A 25,558-nucleotide genomic window follows, 5' to 3' on the forward strand; every position below is an offset into this window, starting at 1 on the left:
TGCCAATCACGTGTCTGGGAGGGCGCATGAGTCCACAAATTGCAACGATCATCGGTCTGGTGATCATGTTCATCATCGCCACTGCCCTGCCGATCAACATGGGTGCGGTCGCGTTTGCGCTGGCCTTCATCATCGGCGGCATCTTCGTCGGCATGGAAGGCAAGGAAGTGCTCGGCGGGTTCCCCGGCGACCTGTTCCTGACCCTGGTCGGCATCACCTACCTGTTCGCCATCGCGCAGAAGAACGGCACCATCGACCTGGTGGTGCACTGGGCGGTCCGCGCGGTACGCGGGCGGATCGTGGCCATTCCGTGGGTGATGTTCGTGGTGACCGCGGTGCTCACGGCATTCGGTGCGTTGGGCCCTGCCGCCGTGGCCATCATCGGGCCGGTCGCGCTGCGCTTTGCCAAGCAGTACAGGATCAATCCGCTGCTGATGGGGTTGTTGGTGATCCATGGCGCGCAGGCCGGCGGATTTTCGCCGATCAGCGTGTATGGCAGCATCACCAATGGCGTGGTGCAGAAGGCCGGGCTGGAGGTGACCGAGATGGCGGTGTTCCTGACCAGCCTCGGCTTCAACTCCATGATGGCCATCATCTGTTTCTTCGCCTTCGGCGGCGTGGCATTGATGCGGCGCGGTGCGGTGGCGGTGGGCGGCGGCGAACTGGCGCTGGCCGGTGGGCCGCAGGCGTCGTCGCGGCAGTTCGCGATCGAAGGCCACGGCGCGCTGGTGTCGGCCGGCGGCGGCACGCTGTCCAACGATCCCGATGCACTGGAGGCGGTGGGGATCACCCGCGAGCGGCTGTTCACCCTGGTCGGGCTGATCGGGCTGGGCGTGGCCGCGCTGATCTACAACCTCAACGTGGGCCTGGTCTCGATCACGGTGGCCGTGGTGCTGGCGCTGCTCTCGCCGACCAGCCAGAAGGGCGCGGTGGATGGCATCAGCTGGTCCACGGTGCTGTTGATCTGTGGCGTGGTCACGTACGTGGGCGTGCTGGAGAAGGCCGGTTCGGTGGACTTCATCGGCAATGGGGTGTCCAACATCGGCATTCCGCTGCTGGGTGCGCTGCTGGTCTGCTATGTGGGCGGCATCGTTTCGGCGTTTGCGTCGTCGGCCGCGGTGCTGGGCGCGACCATTCCGCTGGCGGTACCGTTCCTGCTGCAGGGCCACCTGGGCGCGGCCGGGGTGATCTGCGCGCTGGCGGTGTCGTCCACGATTGTGGATGTCAGTCCGTTCTCGACCAACGGCGCGCTGGTGGTGGCCTCGGCGGCCAAGGAAGAGCGCGAATCGCTGTTCCGCCGGTTCCTGGTCTACAGCGGGCTGGTGGTGGTGTTCGGGCCACTGCTGGCGTGGCTGCTGTTTGTTGTCCCCGGCTGGATGTAAGGGTACACGCCATCGCATGCGCGCTGTCGCCCCCTGACCCAGGGGGCTTTCCACCCGCCATACCACGTGAGAAAGCAGAATCGCGTAGTGTAGGTTCAGCGTAGGGAAGCATTACACTTTCCACATGGCCATTGCTCCTGCCCCGCGTTCATCCAAGAAGCGCGCGCCTCTTTATGAAGAGGTCGCCGAACATGTGCGCGAGCGCATCTATGACTACCGCTTGCCCCCCGGTGAGTGGATCGACGAGCCGGCGTTGTGCGAGGAGCTGGGGATCAGCCGTACGCCGCTGCGCGAGGCGCTGAAGCTGCTGGCGGCCGAGGGCCTGGTGCAGATCGATGCCGGGCGTGGCGCACGCGTCACCCGGTTGACCCTGGAAGACCTCAACCAGCTGTTCCCGGTGATGGCGATGCTGGAGGGCCGTTGCGCGCATGAGGCGGTAAAGCATATCGACGATGCCGGTGTGCAGCAGCTGGAAGACCTGCATGCGGCGATGGAGGCGGCGGCGGCGGACGGCAACATTGCCGACTACTACCGCAACAATTACCTGATCCATGAAACCGTGCAGCACTATGCCGGTAATCCGTGGCTGATCCGGATCACCCATGATCTGCACCGCATCCTGAAGATGCACCGCGGCCGGCAGTTGCTGACGCCGGGGCGAACGGCGCAGTCGCTGGCCGAGCATCGCGAGTTGATGGAGTGCTTCCGCCGGCGCGATGCGGAGGCTGCAGAGCGCACGATGGAGCGGCATCTGCTGAGCCAAGGCCAGGCATTGGCAGCCTATGTGGCGGCCGGTGGGCTGTTGAACGTGCCAGCGCCGTTGCCGACGGAAGGCGGTACGTAACCGCGCCGCGTTACGTTGGGCGGGTTTCGCGCAGGCCCCACAGCACCGGCAATACCAGCAGCGCTACTGCGGCGATCATGGCGCCTGGGGCTGCCGCCCAACCGGTGTGGCGCACCAGCAGTTCGGCCAGCAGCGGCGTGGCGCCGCCGAAGAAGGCGGTGGCCATGGTCACGCCCAGCGCCAGGCCGCTGAGCCGGCCTTCGCCGGGAAACTGTTCGGCGGTGGCCGGCGCCGCCACGGCGCTGACGCCGCCGGCCAGACAGGCCAGTACCACGGCGGCCAGCGCGATCTGTACCGCGCTGCCCGTTGCCATCAGCCCGAACATGCTCAACGGCAGCAGCGCCGACAGCAGCGCCAGCCCGATCAGCACCGGCCTGCGCCCGATCTTGTCCGACAACGCACCGGCCAGCGGCGTCACGCCGATCACCGCCACTGCAGCCACGGTGGACAGCCACAGCGCCTTTGATTCGCCTACGTCGCTGCTGGAGCCCAGGAATGCCGGCACGTAGGTGATGCCCACGTAATAGGTGATCGAACCCAGCGCGGAGATGGCGAAGGTGCGCGCCACCGCGCCTCGATGGAAGCGCCACGTGTCGCGGATCGGCGAGGTCGGCACCGTGCCGGCGGCCAGCTGCCGCTCGAACTCGGGCGATTCATGCATGGTCGAACGGGCCAGCAGGATGGCGCCGGCCAGGGCCGCGCCGATGAAGAACGGAATGCGCCAGCCCCAACCATCCAGCTGCGCACTGCTCAGCAGCGCCACGGTCAGCGCCGACAACGCGACCGCCAGCAACGCGCCGACCTCACTTGCCGCAGAGGCCAGCGAGGTCACCAGCCCACGTCGACGCACCGGTGCACTTTCCAGCAGGTAGGCCACAACACCCGTGTATTCGCCGCCCACCGAGAACGCCATGACACAGCGCAACAGCAGCAACAGCACGCCGGCGCTGGTACCGATGCTGTCGAAGGTGGGCAGGAGCGCGGTGACCAGCATCGCCACGGTCATCAGTGCCATCGACGCCAGCAGCATGTAGCGCCGGCCGAAGCGGTCGCCGAGGTGACCGAAGCACAGCGCGCCCAGTGGGCGCATCAGGTAGCTCACCGCAAACCCGGCCAGGGTGGCCAGCAGTGCGTTGTCGCCACCGCCGAAAAACACCCGCGACAGCACCGTGGCCAGGTACAGGTACAGGGTGAAGTCATACCATTCCACCACCGTGGACAGGCCGGCGACGATCATCGAGCGGGTTGGCCTGGCCGCCATGGCACGCGCCGTCGGATCTGCTTGGGGCGTGCACGCGGCCTGGGCTCGGTTCGTCATGGCTCCCAAGCCTACGACAGACGACCTGCACGCGGTGTCGTCGCCGCGTAGAGCCACGCCCTGCGTGGCTGGATCCATGCACCACGCAGCCACGCAGGGCGTGGCTCTACGCCTGCACGGCCTGGCGCGCATAGCGCAACAGGCGTCCGCGCCCCGGCGACGTGCTTTCATCGTCGCCGAAGCCGCCTTCTTCGCTCGCGTCATAACCCTGCAGTGCCATGGCGCGCGAGAACCCGCCCAGATTGCCGCGACCGGGATCGGTAAGCAGCAGCTCGGCCGTGGGTTTGGCGTGACGTTCCATCATCGCAGCGATCTGCATGCCGTGACCACGCTCGTACAACACGTCGCTGCCGATGATCAGATCGAAACGTCCCAGGGACGTATCCGGCATTTCCCAGGGCAGGTCGCGGTAATGCACTGCCGGCAGATCGTTGAGCCCGGCGTTGTAGGCCAGGAAGGATTCGGCCAGCGGGTGATGGTCGCTGGCCACCACGTCGGCGCCACGATGGGCCAGCACCAGGCTGGACAGGCCCAGTCCGCAGCCCAGCTCCAGGATGCGCTTGCCGGCCACGTCGTAGCGGCTCATGGCCTCGGCCAGCACCCGGCCGGCCGGCCAGACCTGCCCGAACAGGCTCCACAGCGAGGAATGGATACCCGCACGTTCGGCACGCCCGGTCGGGTCGGCGAACTGCTGCAGGTCGCTCAGGGCACGAATGCGGAAGTCATGGCCATTCACGGCAATGGTGAGAACGCGGGTGGTGTAGCCCGGCATATGCGCTCCATGAAACACGGAGAACCGGCCCACCAACGCGGCGGACGGCTCGAAAGGGGAGCGAAGCGGGCGACCGGGAGTGGCCGCGCAGGACGCGCGAAACGGCGTAGGACGGGCCCATCCTACAGGACGGGCGCTACCCGCCCTTCACCCGTGCCGATCGGCGATGCCGGTGGACCATCACTGGCCGATGAATACCGGGTTGGAATGGAACCACAGGTCCTGCCAGGGATCCTCGTCCTTGATGTCCGCCAGCGGCGTCGGCTCATCACCATTGCTGCCACGGGCGCGAACGAAACCACCGCCGGCCGGCGCCGGCAACGTCCAGGTCACCTGGTACCAGGCGCCCTCCCGTTTCCACTCCGTTGCGGTGAAGCGACGGGTCTGCATCTGCGGTGCTTGCCCGCTTCCGCTGCCGACGATCAACTGCAGCTGCCGCAACGCCGGGTGTTGGCCCATCGCATTGGCACCTTCGGGCCTGCGCACGCGCAGCTGAACCTGCATCGGTGTACCCGCCGCCAACGCCACGCCATCGCCCATGCGCCCTACCCGGCCGGTGCCATTGGCCGCCTGCACGGTCAGCTCCAGCGCATCGATCAGGTCGCCGGTGACCACGAACATGCGGCCGGCGCGCACGCCGCCGAGAATGTCATCGGCCTCCGGACGCGCCCACACGTACGTCTTGCTGTATTCGCCGGGATCGAAGTCGCTGCCGCCATCGCGCTGGTTCACGTGCGAATCGGAACTGGCGGTGATCCAGAAGCGCGTGCCGTCGGCCAGCATCTGGTCCCACACGCCGCCGACCTGCGTGGTCATCTGGTCGAAGCCGCCGAACGTCGGTGCCGCCACGTTGCGGTACAGGCCACGTTCGCTGCGCGTCGCCTGGTGCCCGGGGGCACCTTCCATGCCCACCAGCACCTGCGGCGCAGCGGCATGCCAGGCCTGCAGCTCGGCCGGTTCCACCTCGCCCCACTGCCCCGGCCCGGTAGCAGTACGCGACGGATGGTTGATCAGCATCAACGGCAGCGGGCGCAGCGCACGCATGTGCGCCAACGCATCCAGCATGTGCTGGTGGGTATCGCGGCTGCCCGCCTGCAGAGGCTCGCCGCGGCTGTAATCGCGTTCGATCGTCACCAGCTGCTCGTCCTCCCCTGGGCCAGGCGCGATGATCAACGAGGCATGCTCGCCCGCCGGCACGTCGAACTCCATGCCATTGAACTGGATGACCTCGGGCACCTCCTGCCGGGCCTGCAGCAGCGCCGGGTACGCATGGTCGCGGGTCACCGCCGAATGACCGGGCCCGCCGTGGTCGGTGTGCACCATCCAGCGCAGCCCGAAATGCCGCGCCCGTTCGGCGTTGTGGCTGCGGGTATACGACGAGTCACCACCGCGGATGGGGGTTGGCGGCGTGGTGCTGCGGTCCCAGTCCACGCTCCACTCGCTGTGCACATGGTGGTCGCCGGGCTGCCAGTCGCGACCGCGCTCCGGATCGGCAGCGGATGACGAAGCCGGCGCTGCAAGCAGCGCCAACAGAAGAAGGTTGTACATGTGGAGTCCTTGCAGGTCCGCGTGCCTGCCGCCAGCGGCGACAGGCACGGGAGGGTCCGGCGGGCATGCCCGCCAGCGGGATCAGAAGTCGGCGCGCAGGCCCAGGCTGATGCGGCGGCCCGAGGCTTCGTACATGGTCGGGAACGACGGATCCATGGTGTAGCCGCTGGTGATCTCGTTGGTGAGGTTGATGCCCTTCAGGCTGACCTTGATGTTGTCGGTGATCCGGTAGCCGATCGACACATCCATCTGGCCGTAGGCATCGCGCCAGATCGGGTACATGTCATAGCCGATCGATTCCACGTACTCGTCCTTGTGGTTGTAGGACACCCGGGCATCGAAGCGGTCGTTCTCGTAGTAGGCGGTGAGGTTCCAGGTCTTCTCGGCCAGGCCGGGCATCGGGGTGCGGATGCCCAGGTCGGATTCACCGGCCAGCGAGCTGTCCAGCACGGTGTAGTTGGCGTTCACGCCGAACCCTTCCAGCACCGGGTGAAACATGCCCAGCGGCAGCTGCGCCACCAGTTCCACACCGTCCACCTGGTAGGAACCCTTGGCATTCACCGGCTGGTACACATCGAAATCGAAGATGCCGTTGAGCGTGCCATTGGCGTTGTACACGGCCACGTCTTCGACCACACCGGTGAACGAGTTGATCACCACCCCGTCGATGTTCTTGCGGAAGTACGACGCGGCGAACAACGCACCGTTGTCCAGGTACTTCTCCAGCCCCACTTCCCATTGCTTGGCGTAGGTGGGCTTGAGTTCCGGGTTGCCGTCGGTGAAGCGGTACGAACTCCAGCTGGCGGTGCGCTTGTAGGCGATGTCGGTCAGCGCCGGGCGCATCATGGTCTTGGCGGCGGCCGCGCGCAGCAGCAGCCCCTGCGCCAGTTCGGCAGTCAGGTTGAAGCTGGGTAGCAGGTCATCGTAGCTGCCGTCCTTGGACACGGGAGTGTCGGTGTAGCCGGTGCTGCCATCAGGGCGCTGGATCGGGTGGTAGCCGAACGAGGTAACACTGGTATCGACATAGCGCGCACCGGCATTGATGTTGACCGGAACCTGCCCTATATCGAAGGCGAAGTCGGTCATCGCATACAGGCTCATCACCTTCTCATCGACCTGGTAGAACTGGCCGGCGTCGAACGGGGTGTAGAAGCCATCATAGCGGAAGGCGCGACGGGCGTAGTCGTTGGACACCTGCTGCCAGTCCAGGTCTTTGATGGTGTAGTCGCCACCGGGAACGATGTCGCCGATCGACTGCAGCGGGCTGTCGGCCAGGGTGCGCGTGTTCACCCAGGCACTGCTGCCGGCGGTCGGCCCGGTGATCTTGAGTTCGCCGTACTGGCGCTGCTTGGAGCGGTCGGTGTAGCGCGCGCCGAACTTCACGTCGCGCAGGGCCGGCAGGAAGGCCAGGTCCAACATGCGGGTCACGTTCACCTGCGCGGCGTACTTGTCGTCGTCCACCTTCTCCAGCGTGGTCTCGTAGGCCTCGAACAGGTACTTGTCCGAAGCGTTGTACATGTCAAAGCCACCCGGCGTGCTGGGGATGGTTTCACCGCTGCGCCCGGTCCAGCGCGTACGCGACGGCGCGTAGGCGACGTGCTTGAGGTTGGAGAAGTCCGAGGTTTTCTCCGCGCCCGAGTAGCCCGCCATCGCATCCACGTACCAATCCTGGCCCTTCCAATCCAACGCCACGCTGTACTGGCTGTAGTCGGTCCTGTTGATCCGCTCCTTGCTCAGCATCTCGTGCTGGGTGGCGGTGTAGGAGACATCGCGCAGCACCACCATGCCGTACTCGGACAGCGTCGTCGCGTCATACTCGTGGATGGTATCGAGCGTGCTGCGGCTGGACGCCGAGTAGGCGGCTGCATCGTACTCGTCTTCGGTCGAATCGTAACCACCCAGCATCGCATCGAAGGTCAGGCTGAAGGTGCTGCTGGGCTTGTACTGCAGCGAGGCGGTGGCGCCCCACTTGTCCTGCTCGTTGAGGTACACACGGTCACCGACCTTGTCCTGGAACACCACCAGGTTGGTTTCATCGGTGTCGTTGCGGTCGGTGATGGTCACCCCGGCGTCCCGGGCCAGCACGTCCTGGGCCTGGGTCCCGCGCGTGCCGGAGGCGCTCAGAAACCGCGACATCGGGCGGAAGTTGATGCCCGAGGTGGAGTCGGTACGGTTGGTGCGCCTGGATTGCGAATACGACACCAGGCCACCCCAGTCGCCCCAGGTGTCAGCGGCGAGGAAAGCAAAGCGCGGGTCCACTTCTTCGGAGATACTGTTGTGCGCGCCTTCTGCCGACAACACCAGCTTGCGCTCTTTGTAGTCGAACGGGCGCGCGGTGGTGATCTTGACCGAACCGGCGATGCCGCCCTCCTCATCGGCGGCGGTCGGTGACTTCTGCACCGTCACCTGCTGGATGATCTCCGAAGCGAACATGTCAAATTCCACATCACGCCCGCCACTGCCGGAGGCGGTGGCCAGGTCGTTGATGGACACATGCGTGTATTCCGACGGCAGCCCGCGCACGTTGACCTTGGTGCCCAGGCCCTTGTTGCGCTCGATGGTCACACCGGGAACACGCTGCAGGGCTTCGGCCAGGTTCTGCTCGGGAAAGTCGGCCACGTCGGTGGCCACGATCGAATCGGAGAAGCCGATGTTGGCGCGTTTGAGGTCTACCGCCTGTTCCAGGCTGCGACTGTAGCTGCCGGTCACCTGGATCGTTTCCAGGTTCTGCGTGCTGGATGCGACGCCGCCGGCCGAGGCCTGCAGCGGCGCTGCCCCGGCATCTGCCACGGCCATCGGGGCGACCACGCCGGAGGTGGGCTCGTTGCCCGCCGACGCAGTTTCAATGGTCACCGTGTCCGCATTGAGGTAGCGGTAGCGCAGCCCGGTGCCGGCCAGCAGCCGGTCGAGTGCCGCCTCGGCCGTGAGGCCGGCCGGCACCGCCGGCGTGCGCGGGTTGCCCGCTATCTGCGCGTTGTAGACGAACTGCAGGCCGGTCTGGCGTGACAGTGCGTTGAGCGCCATGTCCAGCGGCTGCGACGCAATGGCGTCGGCGGCAAGGCGGCTCGGTTCTGCAGCGGTGGCCGTCGCGGTGACCTGCAGGGCAAGGGCGATCGAAAGAAACAGAGTGCGGCGCATCGTGGGATCCAGTGAGGGAATGGCGGTGGCGTTCCCCTACTACGAGGACCCAGCGCGTGGATCGGGCACCGCTAGTTCGATGAATTTTTTTTGACAGCGTCCTCGGCCACGTCGCGCATGCGCACGTGGATGCCATCCGCACGCTGCTGCGTGGCCAGCGCCGGCTGCTGGTCCAGGAACGCACGCAGCGAACCGAGGTCATCGGCACGCAGGTTGCCGGTAAGCCGCAGCGCGCCGGCTTCGTCGCTCACGCGCAGGCGCAGCGCGTTGGTGCGGTTGAAGCGGTCGGCCACCTCGCGCAGCGGCTCATCGCGGAATACCACCCGGCCCTGCCACCAAGCGGTCATGCTGGCTGCGTCCTCATCGCGCAGCTGTACGCGCTGGTCGCGGTAGTCGACCTGCGCGACCTTGCCGGCCGACAGGTCGGCCAGCAGGCGCCCGCGCCCGCCATCGCCATGCACCTGCACGCGGCCCTCGCTGACCGCGATCCTTGCCTGTTCGCGCAACAGCGAGACATCGAAGGTGGTGCCGATATCGGTCACCTGCAGGCCGCCGGCATGCACCGCGAACGGCCGCCGGTCCGGCGCGACCACGAAGCTGGCCTGGCCGCGCTCCAGTTCGACGCGGCGCCCGAACAGGCTCATCCGCACCGAGACTTCGCTCTCGGCATTGAGGTGGAGCACGCTGTGGTCGGAAAGCGTTATCTGGCGGGGCGCACCGTGACCTGCCACGTAGTGCGTGGTGTCCGGCCACGCCAGCGGCGTGCCGATCCCCACGGCCAGCAGCAGCGCGGCGGCGACTGCCATGCCCGGCAGGCGGCGCCGTCGTGCGGGTACGGGCGCAGGCGCTGGACGCGCAGGCAGCCGCACCACGTTGTCGCCCACGCCGCGCGGCGCCGGTGCTGCCAGCAGCGCATCCAGGTCGATCGGCATCGCGCGCAGCGCTTCACCGAGCGCGCCTGCGGTCTGGCTGATTGCCAGGTATTCGCGCAGGTGCTCGGGCGAGACCAGCAGCCAGTCCATGAAGGCGCGCTGCTGCGCGGGAGGCATATCGCCCTGGCGCTGCAGCGCGTGCCAGTGAGCCGCAGCCTGGGTCAACGCCGACGGGTGCAGCGACGGCGTGCTCATCGCGCCCCCTCGCGGTCGGCCATCGCACGGCGGCACACCGATAGGCCGCGCACGACGTGTTTCTTGACCATGTGCGAAGACACCCCCAGGCGCTCGGCGATCTGCTTGTAGCTCAATCCATCGCGGTACTGCATCACCAGCACGGCGCGGGTGTGTTCGGGCAGCGTGGCCAGCAGCGCCTGCAGGCGCTGGCTGCGTTGTTCGCGTTCGGCGGCATCTTCCACGCATTCCCCGCTGGCCAGGCCCTGGCCCAGCTGTTCGATGTCCTCGATGGGCAGGGTCGACCAGCGCCTGCGGCTGGCCTGCTCACGCGCCAGGTTCAGCGCTACGGTGAACAGATACGCCTCGGGGTTGGCGATGGACTCGCCCGGCCCCGCATGCGCACGCAGCAGACGCAGATACGTCTCCTGCACCAGGTCTTCGGCGTCCTGTCGCGCCCCCCGGCGCACGAAGAAGCCCCGAAGCACCGGCGCGTGTTCCACGAACATCCGCGCCAGCCGCCCTCTTGCCTGCTCGGCCACTGTGCCGCCCCAACCCCTGAAGTGCGGCGCAAGGTAAACGTTGTGTATTACCGGGCGGTGACGCCGCCGGGCGGGACCCGCCACCTGGCGAGGAGCGGAGGGGCGGTTACTGCGGGCGCATCACCGCGCGTGCAAGGTAATCAAGGTGATTTCGGACGGCACGCCGATACGGGCCGCAAACCCCGGCCACAATCCGGCGCCGTTGCTGACATACAGCGTCATGCCGTCCACTTCATAGCGCCCGGACACATAGCCGCCGTTGGCGCGCTTGACCAGCTGGTCCATGCCGACGATATGGCCGCCATGGGTATGCCCGGACAACTGCAGCTTCACGCCCCTGGCGGCATTGGCCTGCGCCTCGCGTGGGCGGTGGTCGAGCAGGATCACCGGTGCGGTCGGGTCGGCACCGGCCAGCGCGGCGGACAGGTCCGGCATCGCCAGGCCGTAGCGCGCCGCTACCGGGTCGGTAACACCCGCGATGGTCAGCACGGCCCCATTACGCGTTACCTGGGTATGGCTGTTCTCCAGCACCTGCATGTCCAGCGCGCGGAACGCCTGCATCCACTGTGCGTACTGGCCGTAGTACTCGTGGTTGCCGGTGATGGCGATGACGCCGTCCGGCGCCTGCAACTGGCCAAGGGTGCGCACATCGTTGGCACGGGCGCTGACACTGCCATCGACCAGGTCACCGGTGATCACCACCAAGTCCGGCTTCAGCGCATTGCTCTCGGCCACCACCTTGGCCACCCAGTCGCCGGTGAGCAGGCGGCTGGCGTGGATGTCGGTGAGCTGCAGCACGCGGTAGCCGTCGAATGCCTCGGGAAGGCCGGCGATGGCCACCTCGATCTGGCGGGTCTGCGGCACCGCGATGCCCTGCTGTACGCCCCACACGCCCAGTACCAGCGCCAGGCCACCAGCCGCCGGCCGCAACCAACCGCTGCGCAGTGCGTCGGCAACGCGCAGCAGGCGCGCGCCAAGCAGCAACCCATCCAGCAGCAACAGGAACACGGCCACCAGCAGCAGCGCGGTAAAGCCGCTGGCCAGCACGACGAGTGCAGCCTTGGGAATCTCCGGCGAGGCCATCGTGCCGGCAAACCGCGCCACGATCCGGTGGTGCAGCGCCAACGCCAGCACCAGCAGGCCCAACGGTCCACGGACCGACACCGGCATCCGCAGCGGCCAGATCAGCCGCCAGACCACATACAACGCAAGCACCACTCCAACAACACTCAGCACAGGCAATTCCAGTTACAGAGGGATACACGGCCACGGGAGGCGATCGTGCAGCGCACCATCTTTGCCGAAGTTGCGGTCAGGTGCCACCGCAGGGCGGTGGAAAGGTGGGTTGCGGGGCCGTACTGGACAACGTGCAGCCGTTATCGGGCCCTGGCGGCATTATCGGGATCGGCGTCGCGGCTGATGTCCAGCACGGCGACCTTCGCGTCGATCTGCCGCGCGGCATCGCCGTCGGCGGCGGTGGCAATGGGTTTGCTGGCGCCAGGGGCACGGGACATGGTGGCGTCCTCTCTACATCCGTTCACCGGGAAGGCGGCTGGCCTGTTTCACCCAGCGGGTGAACTGCTTTTCGTCCAACGGCACGTCTTTGAACACGTGCAGGTAGCGGGTGTCCTGGCTCTTCGAGGCTTCCGGCGGGATCGGGCTGAGCGAGCGCCCGCGGAAGAACGCCACTTTGATGTAGCGGGCATAGCAATGCATGCTCAGGAACCAGCCATCCTCGCGAGCGGCGTACAACGGCGAGTTCCATTTGACCGCCTTGCGCACGCCCGGCACCGCCGCGACGATCAACGCGTCCAACTGCCTTGCGGCCCCCTGCTTCCAGTCCGGGATGGCCGCGATCCATGCCTGCACCGGCGCATCGCCCTCGCCTTTGGGAATCTGCGGGTTGCCGCCCGCCAGCAGACGAGGCGTCCCGGCGTCGCCGGCCGATGGTTTCCCTGCCGTGGTTCTGGCACTGCGCGGTGCGTTGGCGGTGGCCAAGATGATTCTCCGAGGGACCTGCCCGCCTTATAGATCGGCTGGGCTGCGTTTTCAAATGGCGGCCGCTGCCCGCTGGCTGAACGACACCCCGCCGTGCGCTTCCCGCCGCTTGCGCCGGAACGATGGCGGGCATATAAATGAGCAATCACTCATCTAAATGGTTCCGATGGCCCGCCCACTCAGCGACGCAAAACGTACCGCGATCCTCGATGCTGCCGCCCGGGCCGTGGCAGCACAGGGCGTCGGTGCGTCGACCGCGCAGATCGCCAAGGCGGCCAAGGTCGCCGAAGGCACGGTGTTCACCTACTTCGAGACCAAGGACGTGCTGCTCAACGCGTTGTTCGTGCGGCTGGAGGAACGGCTCGCGCTGGCGGTGGGCGGCAGCTTCCCGGCCGGGGCCGAGGTCCGCGAGCAGCTGCTGCATGTCTGGAATGCCCTGCTGGTGTGGGGTGCCGCGCACCCGGTCGACCGCATGGCACTACGCCAGCTGAAGGTCTCCGAGCGCATCACCGACTGCACCCGCAGCCACTGTGCCGGCCTGTTCGGCACCACGCTGCACACGCTGGAAGCCAGCCTGGCGCGCCATGTCGATCCGGACCGCCTTGCGTTCTATCTGGGACGGGTGCTGATCACCCTGCTGGAAACGACGCTGGAGGCGATGGCCGCCCAGCCCGAACAACGCGAGGCTCTGGCCCAGGCAGGATTCGACCTGTACTGGAAGGGCATCCAACGTTGATGTTTTTCATCCGAATAAATGAGTGCCTACACACTCACCAACCAGGAGACACATGCGCATCCTCCCCGTTCTCGCTGCTGTCTTCCTCCTAACCGTACTCATCGGGATGACCCTTACCGTGCCCATTGCCTCTTACGACACCTCGCCGCAGCGCGCCGACGACCAGTTCACCAACGTCGCGCCCAAGCCCAAGGACTCGCTGGCCACCATGCTCAAACTATTCTGGGACTTCATGTTCAACCGCCCGGCCGGCACCACTCCGCCCGAGCCACCGCCGGTGCGCGCGCTCACCGCCCAGGTGCTTGCCGATGCCCCGGACCGCAGCGTCTACCGGCTCGGCCACTCGACGCTGCTGATGAAACTGCGCGGCGGCTGGTGGCTGACCGACCCGGTGTTCTCCGAGCGCGCCTCGCCGGTGCAGTGGATGGGCCCCAAGCGCTTCCATGCCCCGCCGATCGCGCTGCAGGATCTGCCGCCGATCCGTGGCGTGCTGCTCTCGCATGACCATTACGACCACCTCGACCGCGCCACCATCAAATACCTGGCCACGCGCGCGGAGGTGTTCCTGGCCCCGCTGGGGGTGGGCGACCGGCTGATCGACTGGGGCGTGCCGCAGGCGCGCGTGCGCCAGCTGGACTGGTGGGACGAAACTGAAATCGACGGCGTGCGCTTTGCGGCCACCCCGGCCCAGCATTTCTCCGGCCGCGGCCTGCGCGATGGCAACCGCACGCTGTGGGCGTCGTGGGTGATCCTGGATGACGAACTGCGCGTGTTCTTCAGCGGCGACACCGGCTACTTCAACGGCTTCAAGCGCATCGGCGAACGCTACGGGCCGTTCGATATCGCCTTCGTTGAAACCGGTGCCTACGACGCCAAGTGGCCGTTCGTGCACATGCAGCCGGAGCAGACCGTGCAGGCGCACCAGGACCTGCGCGGCAACTGGCTGGTACCGATCCACAACGGCACCTTCGACCTGGCCATGCACCGCTGGGAAGAACCGTTCGAACGGGTCAGCGCGCTGGCGGCCGAACGCGGCATCGCGCTGTCCACGCCGGTGATGGGCGAACGCCTGGACCTGACTGCGCCGCATGCGGGTACGCCGTGGTGGCGTGCGCTGACGGCGCCGGCGACTGAAAGCAGCGGCGTGGCGGCGGGCAGCACGCGCTGACATCGCGGCCACGCGCAATGCATGTCCAACGACTACAACCATGTGCTGGTGTGCGCGTAGGCGCATCCGTGCTGGCGTGCAGCCGACCCGCCGGCCTGCGATGGCACGCCTGATGGGCCCCTACGCCGGAAGCCTACGCGAGTTCAGGCGCCGAATGAAGACGCCGGCACAGGCACCAACCATGCCGGCCACGACCGACACCGCAGTGCCGAACGCATTCTCCAGCAGCAGCTCCAGCAGACCCACCTGCATATGCGCCTGAAGGAAATGCGCAGCAAGGCAGGTCAACCCGAGGTAGAGCGCCCCCGCGGCAATGGCGAACCCATATCGTCCGGAAACCAGGCCGCCGACGAGCGCAAACCACATTCCGCACGTGGACCAGAGGATGTCGCTGGAGGTAAACGCAGACTGGCTTCTGACCGAAGGTCCGATATGGAAGAGGTATCCGGTTGCCAGCACCAGTGCCAGCACGATCACGATTGCCGCAACGTGTCGCAGTATGGGGTTGGGTTCTCTCATTGCGACCGCGTCTCCGTGCATGTCATGCAATGCGCCTCCAAGGCTGCTTCATTCGCCTCATCTTACCGCCGGTACCCATCCGTCGGCACACTGGTCGAGCCCCGCACCATCAAGCTGAACTCCAGCGTCTGCTGAAGCGGCACATCGACCCGTTCGATGATGGCGAGCAGCAGGTTGACCGAGCGCTCACCGATCTCGCGCATGGGTTGCCTGATGGTCGTCAGTGGCGGCGTGAGGTACTGGGATGATGCCAGGTCGTCGAAGCCGACGATGGAGAGGTCCTCCGGTACGCGGATGCCCCTGTCCCGGCAGGCCGCCAGGGCGCCCAGCGCCATCTGGTCGCTGAAGCAGAAGATCGCGGTCGGCACGGGCGCGCGGGCCAACAGCGCCATCGCGGCCGCATGACCGGATTCCACGGAGAAGTCGCCCGGCACGACGCTCAGGTGGCTCAGGCGACCGCGCGCCTTGCCGACGGCCCGGGCCCCTTCCAGCCGTTGCTCGTGCAGGGGATTGTCAGGCGGCCCGCCCACCACGGCGATCCGCTCGTGGCCCAGTCCATACAGGTGTTCCATCACGGCGCGCGCGGCAGCCGCGTTGTCGATGTGGACGCTGGGGATACCCAGCGCGGGGTCGAATTCGCATCCATTGACCACCGGCGCAGCGTTGCCCAGCTGCTGGACGATCGCGCGCGCCGTCGGCGGGAGGCGATGCCCCAGCACGATCAGGCCGTCGGCCTCGTTGCGGCGGAGCATCTGTGCGTAGCGCTCTTCGCGCTCGGGGCGATGCTGGGTATCGCCCAGCAGCACGGCATAGCCCACCGCCTGCGCCGCTTCCTCCGCGCCCTGCAGGATCTGGGCGAAGAACGGATTGGCGATGTCCGGCACGGTGACCAGGAGCTTGCCGCTGCGCTGGGTCTTGAGCGTCCTGGCCACCGTGTTGGGGACATAGCCCAGCGCCGCGGCGGCCTGCTCGATGCGCGTGCGCGTGGCCGGCAGGACTTTGTCCGGCCGGGAAAGCGCACGCGACACCGTGCCTGCGGAGACGCCCACGTGCTTTGCGATGTCGTAGATGGTGGCCATGGTTTCAGTTCTTCGTGTCGCTGTGCAGTGCACAACAGGTCTTGCCGGAGGCCCTGCTAGGATAAATGCAATCGATTGCATCGGGGCGAATCACGTTGAAGACGCTCAAGGGTCCGGCGCTTTTCCTGGCGCAGTTCATCAGCGACACACCTCCGTTTGATCGGCTGGACACGCTGGCCAGCTGGGCTGCGGGCCTGGGGTATTCTGGCGTACAAGTGCCGACCAGCGCGCCCCACCTGTTCGATCTGGCCGAGGCGGCGCGCAGCCAGGCGTACTGCGACGACATCACCGGCATGCTTGCCGGCCATGGCGTACAGATCACCGAGCTGTCCACCCACCTGCAGGGCCAGCTGGTTGCGGTCCATCCTGCTTACGACAGCCTGTTCGACGGCTTCGCGCCAGCGGACAAGCGCAACGATCCGGCCGCCCGCCAGGCCTGGGCGGTGGAACAGCTGTTGCACGCCGCCAAGGCCAGCCAGCGGCTGGGACTGACCGCGCACGCCACGTTCTCCGGCGCGCTGGCCTGGCCCTACTTCTATCCCTGGCCACAGCGCCCGCCGGGCCTGGTGGACGAAGCCTTCGCCGAACTGGGCCGGCGCTGGCGCCCCATTCTCGATGCCTTCGACGCCTGCGGCGTGGACCTGTGCTTCGAGATCCACCCGGGCGAAGACCTGCACGATGGCGCCACCTTCGAGCGCTTCCTGGAGGTGGTGGACCATCATCCGCGCGCCAAAATGCTGTACGACCCCAGCCACCTGCTGCTGCAGCAGATGGACTACCTGGGCTTCATCGACCGGTACCATGAGCGCATCGGCATCTTCCACGTCAAGGATGCGGAGTATCGCGCCAGTGCGCGCAGTGGTGTCTATGGCGGATACCAGGACTGGATCGATCGTCCCGGACGGTTCCGTTCGCTCGGGGACGGCCAGATCGATTTCAAGGCGATCTTTTCAAAATTCGCCCAATACGATTTTCCGGGCTGGGCGGTCGTGGAGTGGGAGTGCTGCCTGAAGCACCCGGAAGACGGCGCGCGGGAAGGTGCCGCTTTCGTCCGCGACCACATCATCCGCGTGACCGACCGTGCCTTCGACGACTTTGCGGAAGGCGGCGCTGATCCTGGATCACTGCGCCGCATGCTGGGGATCTGAGCCACTACCGCCCGGGAGGGCAAGCCATGACGCACACCATGTCGCGCTTGGGCGCGATGATGTTTCTGCAGTTTTTCATCTGGGGCGCCTGGTTCGTGACCCTGGGCACGTACCTGGTGCAGGGCCCGCTCCAGGCCAGTGCGAGCCAGGTGGCCACCGCCTTCCTCAGCCAGTCCATCGGCGCCATCGTGGCGCCGTTCCTGGTCGGGCTGATCGCGGACCGCTACTTCGCGGCGCAGCGCATCCTCGGGGTGCTGCACCTGGCCGGCGCGGTGCTCATGTGGCTGGCGTCCACGGCGACGGACTTCAACACGTTCTTCGCCTGCGTCATGGGCTACATGCTGCTGTTCATGCCGACCCTGGCGCTGGCCAACAGCGTGGCGATGCGGCACATGCACTCGCCTGAAAAACAGTTCCCACCGGTGCGCGTTGCCGGCAGCGTCGGCTGGATCGTGGCCGGCGTGCTGATCGGCTGGCTCGGCTGGGAACAGGCGCATCGGCTCGAACTGACGTTCCAGACGGCATCGCTGGCGTCGCTGGCCCTGGGCCTGTATGCCTTCACCCTGCCGCACACGCCGCCGCTGGCGCAACAGCGCGACGCCGGGCTGGAGAAGGTGCTGGGACTGGACTCGCTGCGGCTGCTGAAGTCGCGCTCCTACCTGGTGTTCTTCCTGGCTTCCATCGCCATCTGCATCCCGCTGGCGTTCTACTACAACTTCACCAACCCCTACCTCAACGATCTGGGCGTGCGCGGTGCGGCCGGCCTGCAATCGCTGGGCCAGGTGTCCGAAGTGCTGCTGATGCTGGCCATGCCGTTCCTGTTCGTGCGGCTGGGGGTCAAGACGATGCTGGCGGTGGGCATGGCCGCGTGGGTGGTGCGCTACGTCATGTTCGCCTTTGGCGATGCGGGCAGCGGCTTCTCCCTGCTGGTGATCGGCATCGTGCTGCACGGCATCTGCTACGACTTCTTCTTCGTCACCGGCCAGATCTACACCGATGCGCATGCCGGCCCCGCCGCGCGCAGCAGCGCGCAGGGCTTCATCACCCTGGCCACCTACGGCGTGGGCATGTTGATCGGCACGTTCCTGTCCGGCGCGGTGGTGGAGCACTACACCACGGCGGCGGGGCCGGACTGGCAGCGGATCTGGCTGTTCCCGGCAGGCGTCGCGCTGGTCGTGCTGATCGCCTTCCTGTTGCTGTTCCGCGACCGGCCGGCGGTCGCGGCCGCCCCTTCCACGCCCTGAGGATCCCACCCGATGCGCAAGCTTGGAATCGCCATCGTCGGTACGGGCATGATCGGTGCCGTGCATCGCCGCGCGGCACTGCTGGCCGGAGCCGAAGTCCGCGGCGTAGCCGCCTCTTCCCCGCAACGTGCACGCGAGGTGGCGGCGTCGTGGAATGTCCCGCGCGGCTATCGCGACATCGAGGACGTCGTCGCCGATCCGCAGGTGCAGATCGTGCACGTCTGCACGCCCAACCATCTGCACCGCCCGATGGCGCAGGCGGCGCTGGAAGCGGGCAAGCACGTGATCTGCGAGAAGCCGCTGGCCACGTCGCTGGAGGACGCCCAGGCCTTGGCTGCAGTGGCCGCCTCGACCGGGCGGGTCGCCACGGTTCCCTTCGTCTACCGCTACCACCCGGTGGTCCGCGAGGCGCGCGCACGCATCGCGCACGGCGAACTGGGGCCGCTGCACCTGATCCACGGCAGCTACCTGCAGGACTGGCTGCTGGACCCTGCCAGCAACAACTGGCGCGTGGACCCGGCGCTGGGCGGCGCGTCGCGGGTGTTCGCCGACATCGGCTCGCACTGGTGCGACCTGGTGGAATGGGTCAGCGGCGAGCGCTTCGTCGATGTCAGCGCGGCGTTCGCCACCGTGATCGCCGAGCGCGGCGCGCTCAGCGGGCAGAGCTTCACCACGCCGGCGGCGGGCGGTGCGATGCAGGCGGTTTCGAGTGAGGACGTGGCCGCGGCGATGTTCAGGACCGCCGCGGGCACGTTGGCCTCATTGACGGTCAGCCAGGTATCTGCGGGCCGCCACAATCGGCTCTGGTTCGAGATCGATGGCGCCAGGGCCAGCGTGGCGTTCAACCAGGAAGACGCCGAGCGGCTGTGGATCGGCCTGCCCGACCAGCGCGAGGAAACCTTCGTGCGTGGGCCGGGCGCCGGCAGTGCCGAACAACGCCGCTTGTCGGTGTTGCCGGCCGGGCACGCGCAGGGCTACGGCCATTGCTTCGAGGCGTTCGTCGCCGACACCTATCGCGCCATCGAAGGCGAGCGGCCGCAGGGCCTGCCCACCTTCGAAGACGGCGTGCGCTCGGCGCTGATCGTCGATCGTGTCATCGCATCGGCCAGGACGCGCGCCTGGACCGCCATCGGTTGAATCCCGGGAGGATATCTTGATGAACACCGCCACATGCAGGACCGCGACCCTCGCACTGATGCTCCTCGTTGCCCTGCCCGTCTTCGCAGGCGAAACCGCCCGCCCGCAGAAGCCCATCGCGGTGCAGATGTACACACTGCGCAACGCCGGCTCGCTCGACCAGCAGTTGAAGATCGTCCACGACGCGGGCGTGGGTGCGGTGGAAACGGTCGGCACGCAGGACGTCAGCGCCGCGGAACTCAAGCAGCTGCTGGACAGATATTCGATCAAGGTGATTTCGTCCCATGTGCAACTGGCCGATCTGCGCAACGATCTGGACGGCGTAGTGGCCTTCAACCGGTCGATCGGCAACACGACGCTGGTGGTGCCTTACCTGGACAAGAAGGATCGGCCGACCGATGCCGCAGGCTGGACCGCATTGGGCCAGGAACTGGGCCGGATGGCGACGCGGGCGGGGACCAAGGGCATGCAGCTGGCCTACCACAACCACGATTTCGAGCTGGTCGACTTCAATGGCAGAACGGGCCTGGAACTGCTGTTCGCCGCGGCCGGGCCCGATCTGCGGAGCGAGCTGGACCTGGCCTGGGTGGCGCGTGCGGGCCATGACCCGGTGGTGATGCTGGGTAAGTTCCGCGGCCACGTGTTCGCGGTGCACGCCAAGGACAATGCACCCAAAGGCCAGGCCGAAGACGAGGGCGGCTTCGCTGCCGTGGGCCAGGGCGTGCTGGACTGGAACGCGATCCTGCCTGCCGCAGCGGCGGCCGGCGTGCAGTGGTACATCGTCGAGCACGACCAGCCGCGTGATCCGGCCAAGGTCATCCAGACCGGGGCGGACTACCTGCGTGAACACCTGACTGTCAGCCTGCCCGCCAGCGCACCGCGCTAGCCCGCAAAGGAGACCCCACTTGAAGAACATCCAGACACTGGCCGTTGTGCTGTTGGCAACGACGCTTGCACCGGCGGCATGGTCCAAGGACGACCCTGCGGCTGGCGCACAGCTTTACGCAACCCACTGCACGGCCTGCCACGGCGCGAGCCGGGCGGGCGTTCCGCCAACGTTCCCTGCACTCACCGATGTCGCCAAGCGGCTGCAGCCGGCGCAGATCAAGGAGAAGATCAGGAAGGGCGGCGGGTTGATGCCGCCCTTTGCCCAGCTGTCCGAACAGGATATCGACAACCTTGCCAGCTACCTGGCGAACTAGGATGCCGGTGCCGGCCCCAGGCGGGTCGGCACCACGAAGCCACGCAGGGCGTGGCGCTACAGTTCGCGCACCCAGATGTTGCGGTAGCTGACGCTGGAATCGTGCTCCTGCAGGGAGATCGGCGCGCACCCGTGTGGCGCGTACGAAGGCGCACCGATGTACTCGGTTTTGCCCGACAGTACGGTGTCGTCCTGCACCAGCACGCCGTTGTGCAGCACGGTGATGCGGGCAGGTGACAGCAGCCCGCCCCCCTGCGAGAAGCGCGGGGCCTTCCAGATGACGTCGTACGCCTGCCACTCGCCCGGCGCCCGCGAGGCGTTCACCAGCGGGATGGCCTGCTTGTAGAGCGAGCCCGCCTGGCCGTTGGCATAGGTCGGGTTGTTGTAACTGTCGAGCACCTGCAGCTCATACAGTTCCTGCAGGAAGATGCCGCTGTTGCCCCGGTTCTGGCCGTCGAACCCCTTGGTCGCGGTGGGCATGCGCCACTCGACATGCAGCTGGATGTCGCAGAAGCGCTGTCTGGTGCGGATGCCCTTGCTGCCCGGAACCACGGTCAGCGCGCCGTCGGCGATGCTCCAGGGCACGCGCCCGCCCTGCTCCGACTCCCAGGCGGAGAGATCCTTGCCATCGAACAGCACGATCGCATCAGAGGGCGCGCCGCCCGGGGGCGTGGCAACACTCGCGGGCACCGGCTTCCATACCTCGGTTTTCGTCGGGTCGCGCGCGGGGTTGTCGCTGGCTTGTGCGAATGCGGGCGCCGTGGCCAACACGCAGGCCGCCGTCAGCAAGGGTCTGATCATCGTGTTCCTCATCAGCTGGTCCCCCACGCGGGCGTACCGGGGACATAGGCCAGGTCGCCGTCGTAGCGACCCGGCACGGCGACGTACTGCAGCACTTCGGTAGCGCCGACCTTCGAGGTGAAGAAACCGAAGATGGCCAACTGCTTGATCATCGTGAAGTAGTGCGGCATCGCTTTCGCCGCTTCGGCGGTGCCGGTTTCGCTTACTTCGACGGCGTGCTTCCTGGCTTCCGCATCCAGCACGCGCAGCAGTTCGGTGCGGGCCTGGGGCGTGAGCGACACAAAGCGGCCGCCGGCGCGTTTGTCGATGTCGGCCAGGCCGGTGCGGAACGCCGCCTGCTGCTGGGCGGTGTAGCAGTCGGTGACGAATCGCGCCATGAACGCACCGGCGCCGGCGTCCTTCGCCCCCGGCGTGGTGGTCCGCGGCAGGATGGTGTCGGCGATCTCGTCCAGCGTGCCGACATCGGCGGCGGAGAAGATGCTCTTCGCCCCCGCAGCCGGCACCTGGCCATTGACGAGCGCGGGCAGGCCAACCATGGCCGCGCCCGTGGCGGCGACGATCATTTTCAGGAGGTCGCGGCGTTCCATCACAGGTTCCCCGCTTTCAGCTCGCGCACCGCATGGTCGGCCGCGCGTGCGGTCAGCGCCATGTAGGTCAGCGAGGGATTCACGCAGGCGCTGGAGGTCATGCAGGCGCCGTCGGTCACGTAGACGTTGGGCGCATCCCAGACCTGGTTGTGCTGGTTCAGCACGGAATTCTTCCGGTCATGCCCCATGCGCGCGGTTCCCATTTCGTGGATGCCCTTGCCTGGCGCGTAGTCGTTGTCATGCATTTCCACGTCCTTGACACCGGCGGCCTCCAGCATCTCGGCGGCATCGGCGGCCATGTCCTTGCGCATGGCCTTCTCGTTCGCGCGCATGGACACGTCCATCGCCAGCACCGGCAGCCCCCATTTGTCCTTGCGGTCCGGGTCCAGGCTGATCGTATTATCGTGGTGGGGCAGCATCTCGCCGAACCCGGTCATGCCGATGCGCCAGTCACCCGGCACGGTCAGCGCCTCTTTCAGGTCCGCGCCGATGTTGAGCTCGGCGATCTCGCGCGACCACCCGTTACGGCTGGCGCCGCCCTGGTAGCCGAACCCGCGCAGGTAGCCGCGCCTTTCCTCGGCGACGTTGCGGAAACGCGGAATGTAGAAGCCGCAGGGACGCCGGCCGAAGTAGTACTTGTCGTCGTAGCCTTCGACCCGGCCGGAGGCACCGGCGCCGAAATGATGGTCCATCACGTTGTGTCCCAACTCGCCGGACGAAGAACCCAACCCGCCTTCCCACACGTCGGTGGCTGAGTTCATCAGCAGCCAGGTCGAGTTGAAGGAGGATGCGTTGAGGAAGATGACCTTGGCCGTGTACGTGTACGTCTGCCCGGTTTCGGCATCGATCACCTCCACGCCGCGCGCACGCTTGCGGTCCTTGTCGTAGAGCACTTCCTTCACGATCGAGAATGGCCGCAAGGTGAGGTTGCCGGTCTTCATGGCAGCAGGCAGCGTCGCCGACTGGGTCGAGAAGTACGCGCCGAACGGACAGCCCAGGATGCACTTGTTGCGGTACTGGCAGTTGACGCGGCCCTGCTCGGGCTTGGGCTGGGTGATGTTGGCGGTGCGCGAATGGATCATGTGCCGTGTGCCACCGAAGGCCTTCTTGATCCGCGCGGCCACGTCCTTTTCGACGATGTTCAACGGGATCGGCGGCAAGAACTCGCCATCCGGCAACACGTCCAGCCCCTCGCGCGTGCCGGCGATGCCGGCGAACTTCTCCACGTGGTCGTACCAGGGCGCGATGTCGGCGTAACGGATCGGCCAATCGGTGGCGATGCCGTCCTTGAGGTTGGCCTGGAAATCCAGGTCCGACAGGCGATAGCTCTGTCGGCCCCACATCAGCGAGCGACCGCCCACGTGGTAGCCGCGGAACCAGTCGAATCGCTTGGTCTCGGTGTAGGGCGATTCCTTTTCGTCGGCCCACATGCCCTCAAGGTTCTCGGCCAGGCCGTAGTCCCGCATCAATACCGGAAAGTCGGCCTTCATCGCCTGGGTGGGCCGGTTGCGGTGCGGGAAATCCCACGACTCCTTCATCGCGTTGACGTAGTCCTTGACGTGCTCGATGTTGCGCCCGCGTTCCAGCATCAGGACCTTGAGGCCTTTCTCGGTCAGTTCCTTCGCGGCCCAACCGCCACTGATTCCGGAGCCAACAACGATCGCGTCATAATGATTGTCTGCCATGGGTTCTACTTCACCTGGGTGGATATCGTTTCAGACGTCGCAGAGGCGGATTGCCTCGCGGAGCGAGCCGATGGGGTCCGGTGCGGTTGGAATGAATTCCTGCGCCAGATAACCATCGAAACCGGTGTCGCGGATAGCGCGACAGATGGCGGGATACTGGAGTTCCTGCTGGTCTCCGATCTCGTGCCGGCCAGGCACGCCCGCAGTGTGGTAATGCTTGAAATGCGCGTGATGCCTGCCGATGGTGGCGATGATGTCGCCCTCCATGATCTGCATGTGGTAGATGTCGTACAGCAGGCCGAAATGATCCGAGCCGAGCCGCTGGCACAGCTCCACGCCCCAGGCCGAGTGGTCGCACAGGTAGTCGGGATGATCGACCCTGGAGTTCAGCAGTTCCATCACCAGCACCACGCCGCGCTTCTCGGCATGGCCGAGGATGCGCTTGAGTCCTGCTTCGGCATGGGCCATGCCTTCCTGCGGGTCCATGCCGTTGCGGTTGCCGGAAAAACAGATGAGGTTGCGATAGCCTGCGTCGGCCACCAGATCGATGTGCCGGGTGTAGCGCTCCACCAGCGGGTCGTGGAACTGGCGGCCGGCAAAGCCTTTGGTCAGGCCCAGTTCCGCGCCGTTGCACATCGAGCTGTACACACCATGGGCCTTCAGCGTGGGCCAGTCCTCCGGACCGACCAGATCGATGGCGGCGAAACCAATGCCCTTCACGGTCTGGCAGAGCTGGGCGACCGACTGCTGCGGGAACGTCCAGCGGGCTACGGAATGCTTCAGGTTGCCCTTGAGCGGCGCAGTCGCGGCGAGCGCGGGCAGTACGCCCGCAGCGCCCATGCCAAGGCTCGCGGCGACCGCAATGCGCAGCGCCTCTCTCCGCGTGAGCCCCTGGGTCGGGACCGGTCCGATCGAATGGATGGACATCCACCTTCCGGCCTCCCAACCGGTATCAAACGCAACGATTCACCGCAATGCAATCGATTGCACCATAGAGTAGTAAATCGATCCAATGCAAGTCGCAGCGCACGAAAATGCATGCTGCAAGGCACAATCGCCGACACGCACATTCCAGCAGCGCCTCTACTCCTCGTTGTGCAAAGCCTTCTGCTGCAGTCGTTGCAGGAACGGAAGTTCCCGGCAATTGCGTTCCAGCGCCCACAGCACCAGGAGGGAATCGGTGCCGGCCAACTGCAGCAGTTCGGTGGAGGCCCGCTCCATGGTCACCAGGGCCTTACGCACGCGCACAAGCTCATGTCGTCCCTTCGTCGTCAGGCTCACCAGGGTTCGTCGCCGGTCCGCCGGGTCGTCCTTCGATTTCACCAGCGACAATCGCGTCAGCTCCTTGATCCAGGCGATCACAAGCGGGTGGGATTGCCGCAACAGTCCTGCCAGTTCTGTCACCCCAAGCGGACCGTGTTCATCGAGCGCCAAGAGCGTCGATATGGTGCGTGGCGGCGCGGTCACACCCACCGATGGATACCAGTCAGCCGCGCCTTGTACCAGTTCGTCGGCAAGTCGCCGCAACAGATGCGCGAGGAAGGCCGGGCCTTGTTGCTGGATGAAATCGCTCATCTCATGTGTCCCCTTGAGGGTTGACGCACC

Annotated in this window: 25 protein-coding genes; 9 read left to right on the plus strand and 16 right to left on the minus strand. The window is 66.5% G+C overall.

The annotated features are described in order from the left end of the window. The first annotated feature begins 26 nt into the window (after positions 1-26). Positions 27-1,382 (plus strand): SLC13 family permease, encoded by a 1,356-nt coding sequence (locus WIX41_RS04080; protein ID WP_339445883.1) that lies wholly within the window; start codon positions 27-29, stop codon positions 1,380-1,382. 124 nt (positions 1,383-1,506) lie between these two features. Then, positions 1,507-2,226 carry a GntR family transcriptional regulator gene (locus WIX41_RS04085; protein ID WP_339445884.1) on the plus strand — a complete coding sequence of 240 codons (720 nt, stop codon included), beginning with the start codon at positions 1,507-1,509 and terminating at the stop codon, positions 2,224-2,226. Positions 2,227-2,236: 10 nt separating this feature from the next. Here the strand turns inward: WIX41_RS04085 and WIX41_RS04090 are convergent, their stop codons facing one another. The 9 genes from WIX41_RS04090 to WIX41_RS04130 all read right to left on the minus strand — a co-directional run bounded on the left by WIX41_RS04090 (position 2,237) and on the right by WIX41_RS04130 (position 12,648). Next, a complete protein-coding gene (locus WIX41_RS04090; RefSeq protein ID WP_339445885.1) occupies positions 2,237-3,487 on the minus strand; it encodes an MFS transporter in 1,251 nt (416 codons plus the stop codon). Between the two features lie 163 nt (positions 3,488-3,650). Next, entirely contained in the window at positions 3,651-4,316 is a 666-nt protein-coding gene (locus WIX41_RS04095) for a class I SAM-dependent methyltransferase (RefSeq protein WP_339445886.1), read from the minus strand. 180 nt (positions 4,317-4,496) lie between these two features. Continuing rightward, entirely contained in the window at positions 4,497-5,864 is a 1,368-nt protein-coding gene (locus WIX41_RS04100; RefSeq protein ID WP_339445887.1) for a hypothetical protein, read from the minus strand. A gap of 81 nt (positions 5,865-5,945) precedes the next feature. After that, positions 5,946-9,002, minus strand: coding sequence for a TonB-dependent receptor (locus WIX41_RS04105; protein WP_339445888.1), 3,057 nt, complete (start codon positions 9,000-9,002; stop codon positions 5,946-5,948). A gap of 71 nt (positions 9,003-9,073) precedes the next feature. Beyond that, positions 9,074-10,129: a FecR family protein gene (locus WIX41_RS04110; protein ID WP_339445889.1), complete on the minus strand. Its 1,056-nt coding sequence runs from the start codon at positions 10,127-10,129 to the stop codon at positions 9,074-9,076. Next, the gene (locus tag WIX41_RS04115; RefSeq protein WP_339445890.1) at positions 10,126-10,617 is read right to left on the minus strand and encodes an RNA polymerase sigma factor; all 492 of its coding nucleotides are present in this window, start codon (positions 10,615-10,617) and stop codon (positions 10,126-10,128) included. Before WIX41_RS04115 ends, WIX41_RS04110 begins: the two co-directional genes overlap by 4 nt. Before the next feature lie 153 nt (positions 10,618-10,770). Continuing rightward, on the minus strand, positions 10,771-11,886 hold the full coding sequence (locus WIX41_RS04120; RefSeq protein WP_339445891.1) for a metallophosphoesterase: 1,116 nt from the start codon (positions 11,884-11,886) through the stop codon (positions 10,771-10,773). A 140-nt stretch (positions 11,887-12,026) separates the two neighbouring features. Continuing rightward, entirely contained in the window at positions 12,027-12,164 is a 138-nt protein-coding gene (locus WIX41_RS04125; RefSeq protein WP_339445892.1) for a hypothetical protein, read from the minus strand. Positions 12,165-12,177: 13 nt separating this feature from the next. Next, positions 12,178-12,648, minus strand: a complete 471-nt coding sequence (locus WIX41_RS04130) for a DUF1801 domain-containing protein (protein WP_409187318.1) — start codon at positions 12,646-12,648, stop codon at positions 12,178-12,180. 166 nt (positions 12,649-12,814) lie between these two features. Between WIX41_RS04130 and WIX41_RS04135 the strand changes: the two genes are divergently transcribed. Further along, positions 12,815-13,384 carry a TetR/AcrR family transcriptional regulator gene (locus WIX41_RS04135; RefSeq protein ID WP_339445893.1) on the plus strand — a complete coding sequence of 190 codons (570 nt, stop codon included), beginning with the start codon at positions 12,815-12,817 and terminating at the stop codon, positions 13,382-13,384. A gap of 52 nt (positions 13,385-13,436) precedes the next feature. Continuing rightward, on the plus strand, positions 13,437-14,552 hold the full coding sequence (locus WIX41_RS04140) for an MBL fold metallo-hydrolase (RefSeq protein ID WP_409187319.1): 1,116 nt from the start codon (positions 13,437-13,439) through the stop codon (positions 14,550-14,552). Positions 14,553-14,672: 120 nt separating this feature from the next. On the opposite strand, the gene WIX41_RS04145 is transcribed toward WIX41_RS04140, so the two are convergent. Both WIX41_RS04145 and WIX41_RS04150 read right to left on the minus strand, forming a co-directional pair. Continuing rightward, positions 14,673-15,071: a hypothetical protein gene (locus tag WIX41_RS04145; protein WP_339445895.1), complete on the minus strand. Its 399-nt coding sequence runs from the start codon at positions 15,069-15,071 to the stop codon at positions 14,673-14,675. A 62-nt stretch (positions 15,072-15,133) separates the two neighbouring features. Continuing rightward, positions 15,134-16,150: a LacI family DNA-binding transcriptional regulator gene (locus WIX41_RS04150; RefSeq protein ID WP_339445896.1), complete on the minus strand. Its 1,017-nt coding sequence runs from the start codon at positions 16,148-16,150 to the stop codon at positions 15,134-15,136. A gap of 95 nt (positions 16,151-16,245) precedes the next feature. Here WIX41_RS04150 and WIX41_RS04155 point away from each other — a divergent pair, with 95 nt between their 5' ends. From WIX41_RS04155 to WIX41_RS04175, 5 genes are read left to right on the plus strand one after another with little or no spacing between them, the layout of a single operon-like run. After that, entirely contained in the window at positions 16,246-17,298 is a 1,053-nt protein-coding gene (locus WIX41_RS04155) for a sugar phosphate isomerase/epimerase family protein (protein ID WP_339449411.1), read from the plus strand. Positions 17,299-17,324: 26 nt separating this feature from the next. Then, positions 17,325-18,542 carry a nucleoside permease gene (locus tag WIX41_RS04160; protein WP_339445897.1) on the plus strand — a complete coding sequence of 406 codons (1,218 nt, stop codon included), beginning with the start codon at positions 17,325-17,327 and terminating at the stop codon, positions 18,540-18,542. 12 nt (positions 18,543-18,554) lie between these two features. After that, on the plus strand, positions 18,555-19,679 hold the full coding sequence (locus tag WIX41_RS04165) for a Gfo/Idh/MocA family protein (RefSeq protein WP_339445898.1): 1,125 nt from the start codon (positions 18,555-18,557) through the stop codon (positions 19,677-19,679). A gap of 19 nt (positions 19,680-19,698) precedes the next feature. Then, on the plus strand, positions 19,699-20,565 hold the full coding sequence (locus WIX41_RS04170; protein ID WP_339445899.1) for a sugar phosphate isomerase/epimerase family protein: 867 nt from the start codon (positions 19,699-19,701) through the stop codon (positions 20,563-20,565). 19 nt (positions 20,566-20,584) lie between these two features. Continuing rightward, on the plus strand, positions 20,585-20,881 hold the full coding sequence (locus WIX41_RS04175) for a c-type cytochrome (RefSeq protein WP_339445900.1): 297 nt from the start codon (positions 20,585-20,587) through the stop codon (positions 20,879-20,881). A gap of 56 nt (positions 20,882-20,937) precedes the next feature. Here WIX41_RS04175 and WIX41_RS04180 read toward each other — a convergent pair whose 3' ends face one another. From WIX41_RS04180 to WIX41_RS04200, 5 genes are all read right to left on the minus strand, one after another. Next, positions 20,938-21,681: a 3-keto-disaccharide hydrolase gene (locus WIX41_RS04180; RefSeq protein WP_339445901.1), complete on the minus strand. Its 744-nt coding sequence runs from the start codon at positions 21,679-21,681 to the stop codon at positions 20,938-20,940. A gap of 11 nt (positions 21,682-21,692) precedes the next feature. Then, entirely contained in the window at positions 21,693-22,268 is a 576-nt protein-coding gene (locus tag WIX41_RS04185) for a gluconate 2-dehydrogenase subunit 3 family protein (RefSeq protein WP_339445902.1), read from the minus strand. After that, on the minus strand, positions 22,268-23,953 hold the full coding sequence (locus WIX41_RS04190) for a GMC family oxidoreductase (RefSeq protein ID WP_339445903.1): 1,686 nt from the start codon (positions 23,951-23,953) through the stop codon (positions 22,268-22,270). The genes WIX41_RS04185 and WIX41_RS04190 overlap by 1 nt, the downstream gene beginning before the upstream one ends. A 30-nt stretch (positions 23,954-23,983) precedes the next feature. After that, positions 23,984-24,880, minus strand: a complete 897-nt coding sequence (locus tag WIX41_RS04195; RefSeq protein WP_339445904.1) for a hydroxypyruvate isomerase family protein — start codon at positions 24,878-24,880, stop codon at positions 23,984-23,986. Between the two features lie 156 nt (positions 24,881-25,036). Then, a complete protein-coding gene (locus WIX41_RS04200) occupies positions 25,037-25,528 on the minus strand; it encodes a MarR family winged helix-turn-helix transcriptional regulator (RefSeq protein ID WP_339445905.1) in 492 nt (163 codons plus the stop codon). Positions 25,529-25,558 lie beyond the last annotated feature (30 nt).

The organism is Stenotrophomonas sp. AB1(2024), assembly GCF_037482345.1.
Taxonomy (GTDB): domain Bacteria; phylum Pseudomonadota; class Gammaproteobacteria; order Xanthomonadales; family Xanthomonadaceae; genus Stenotrophomonas.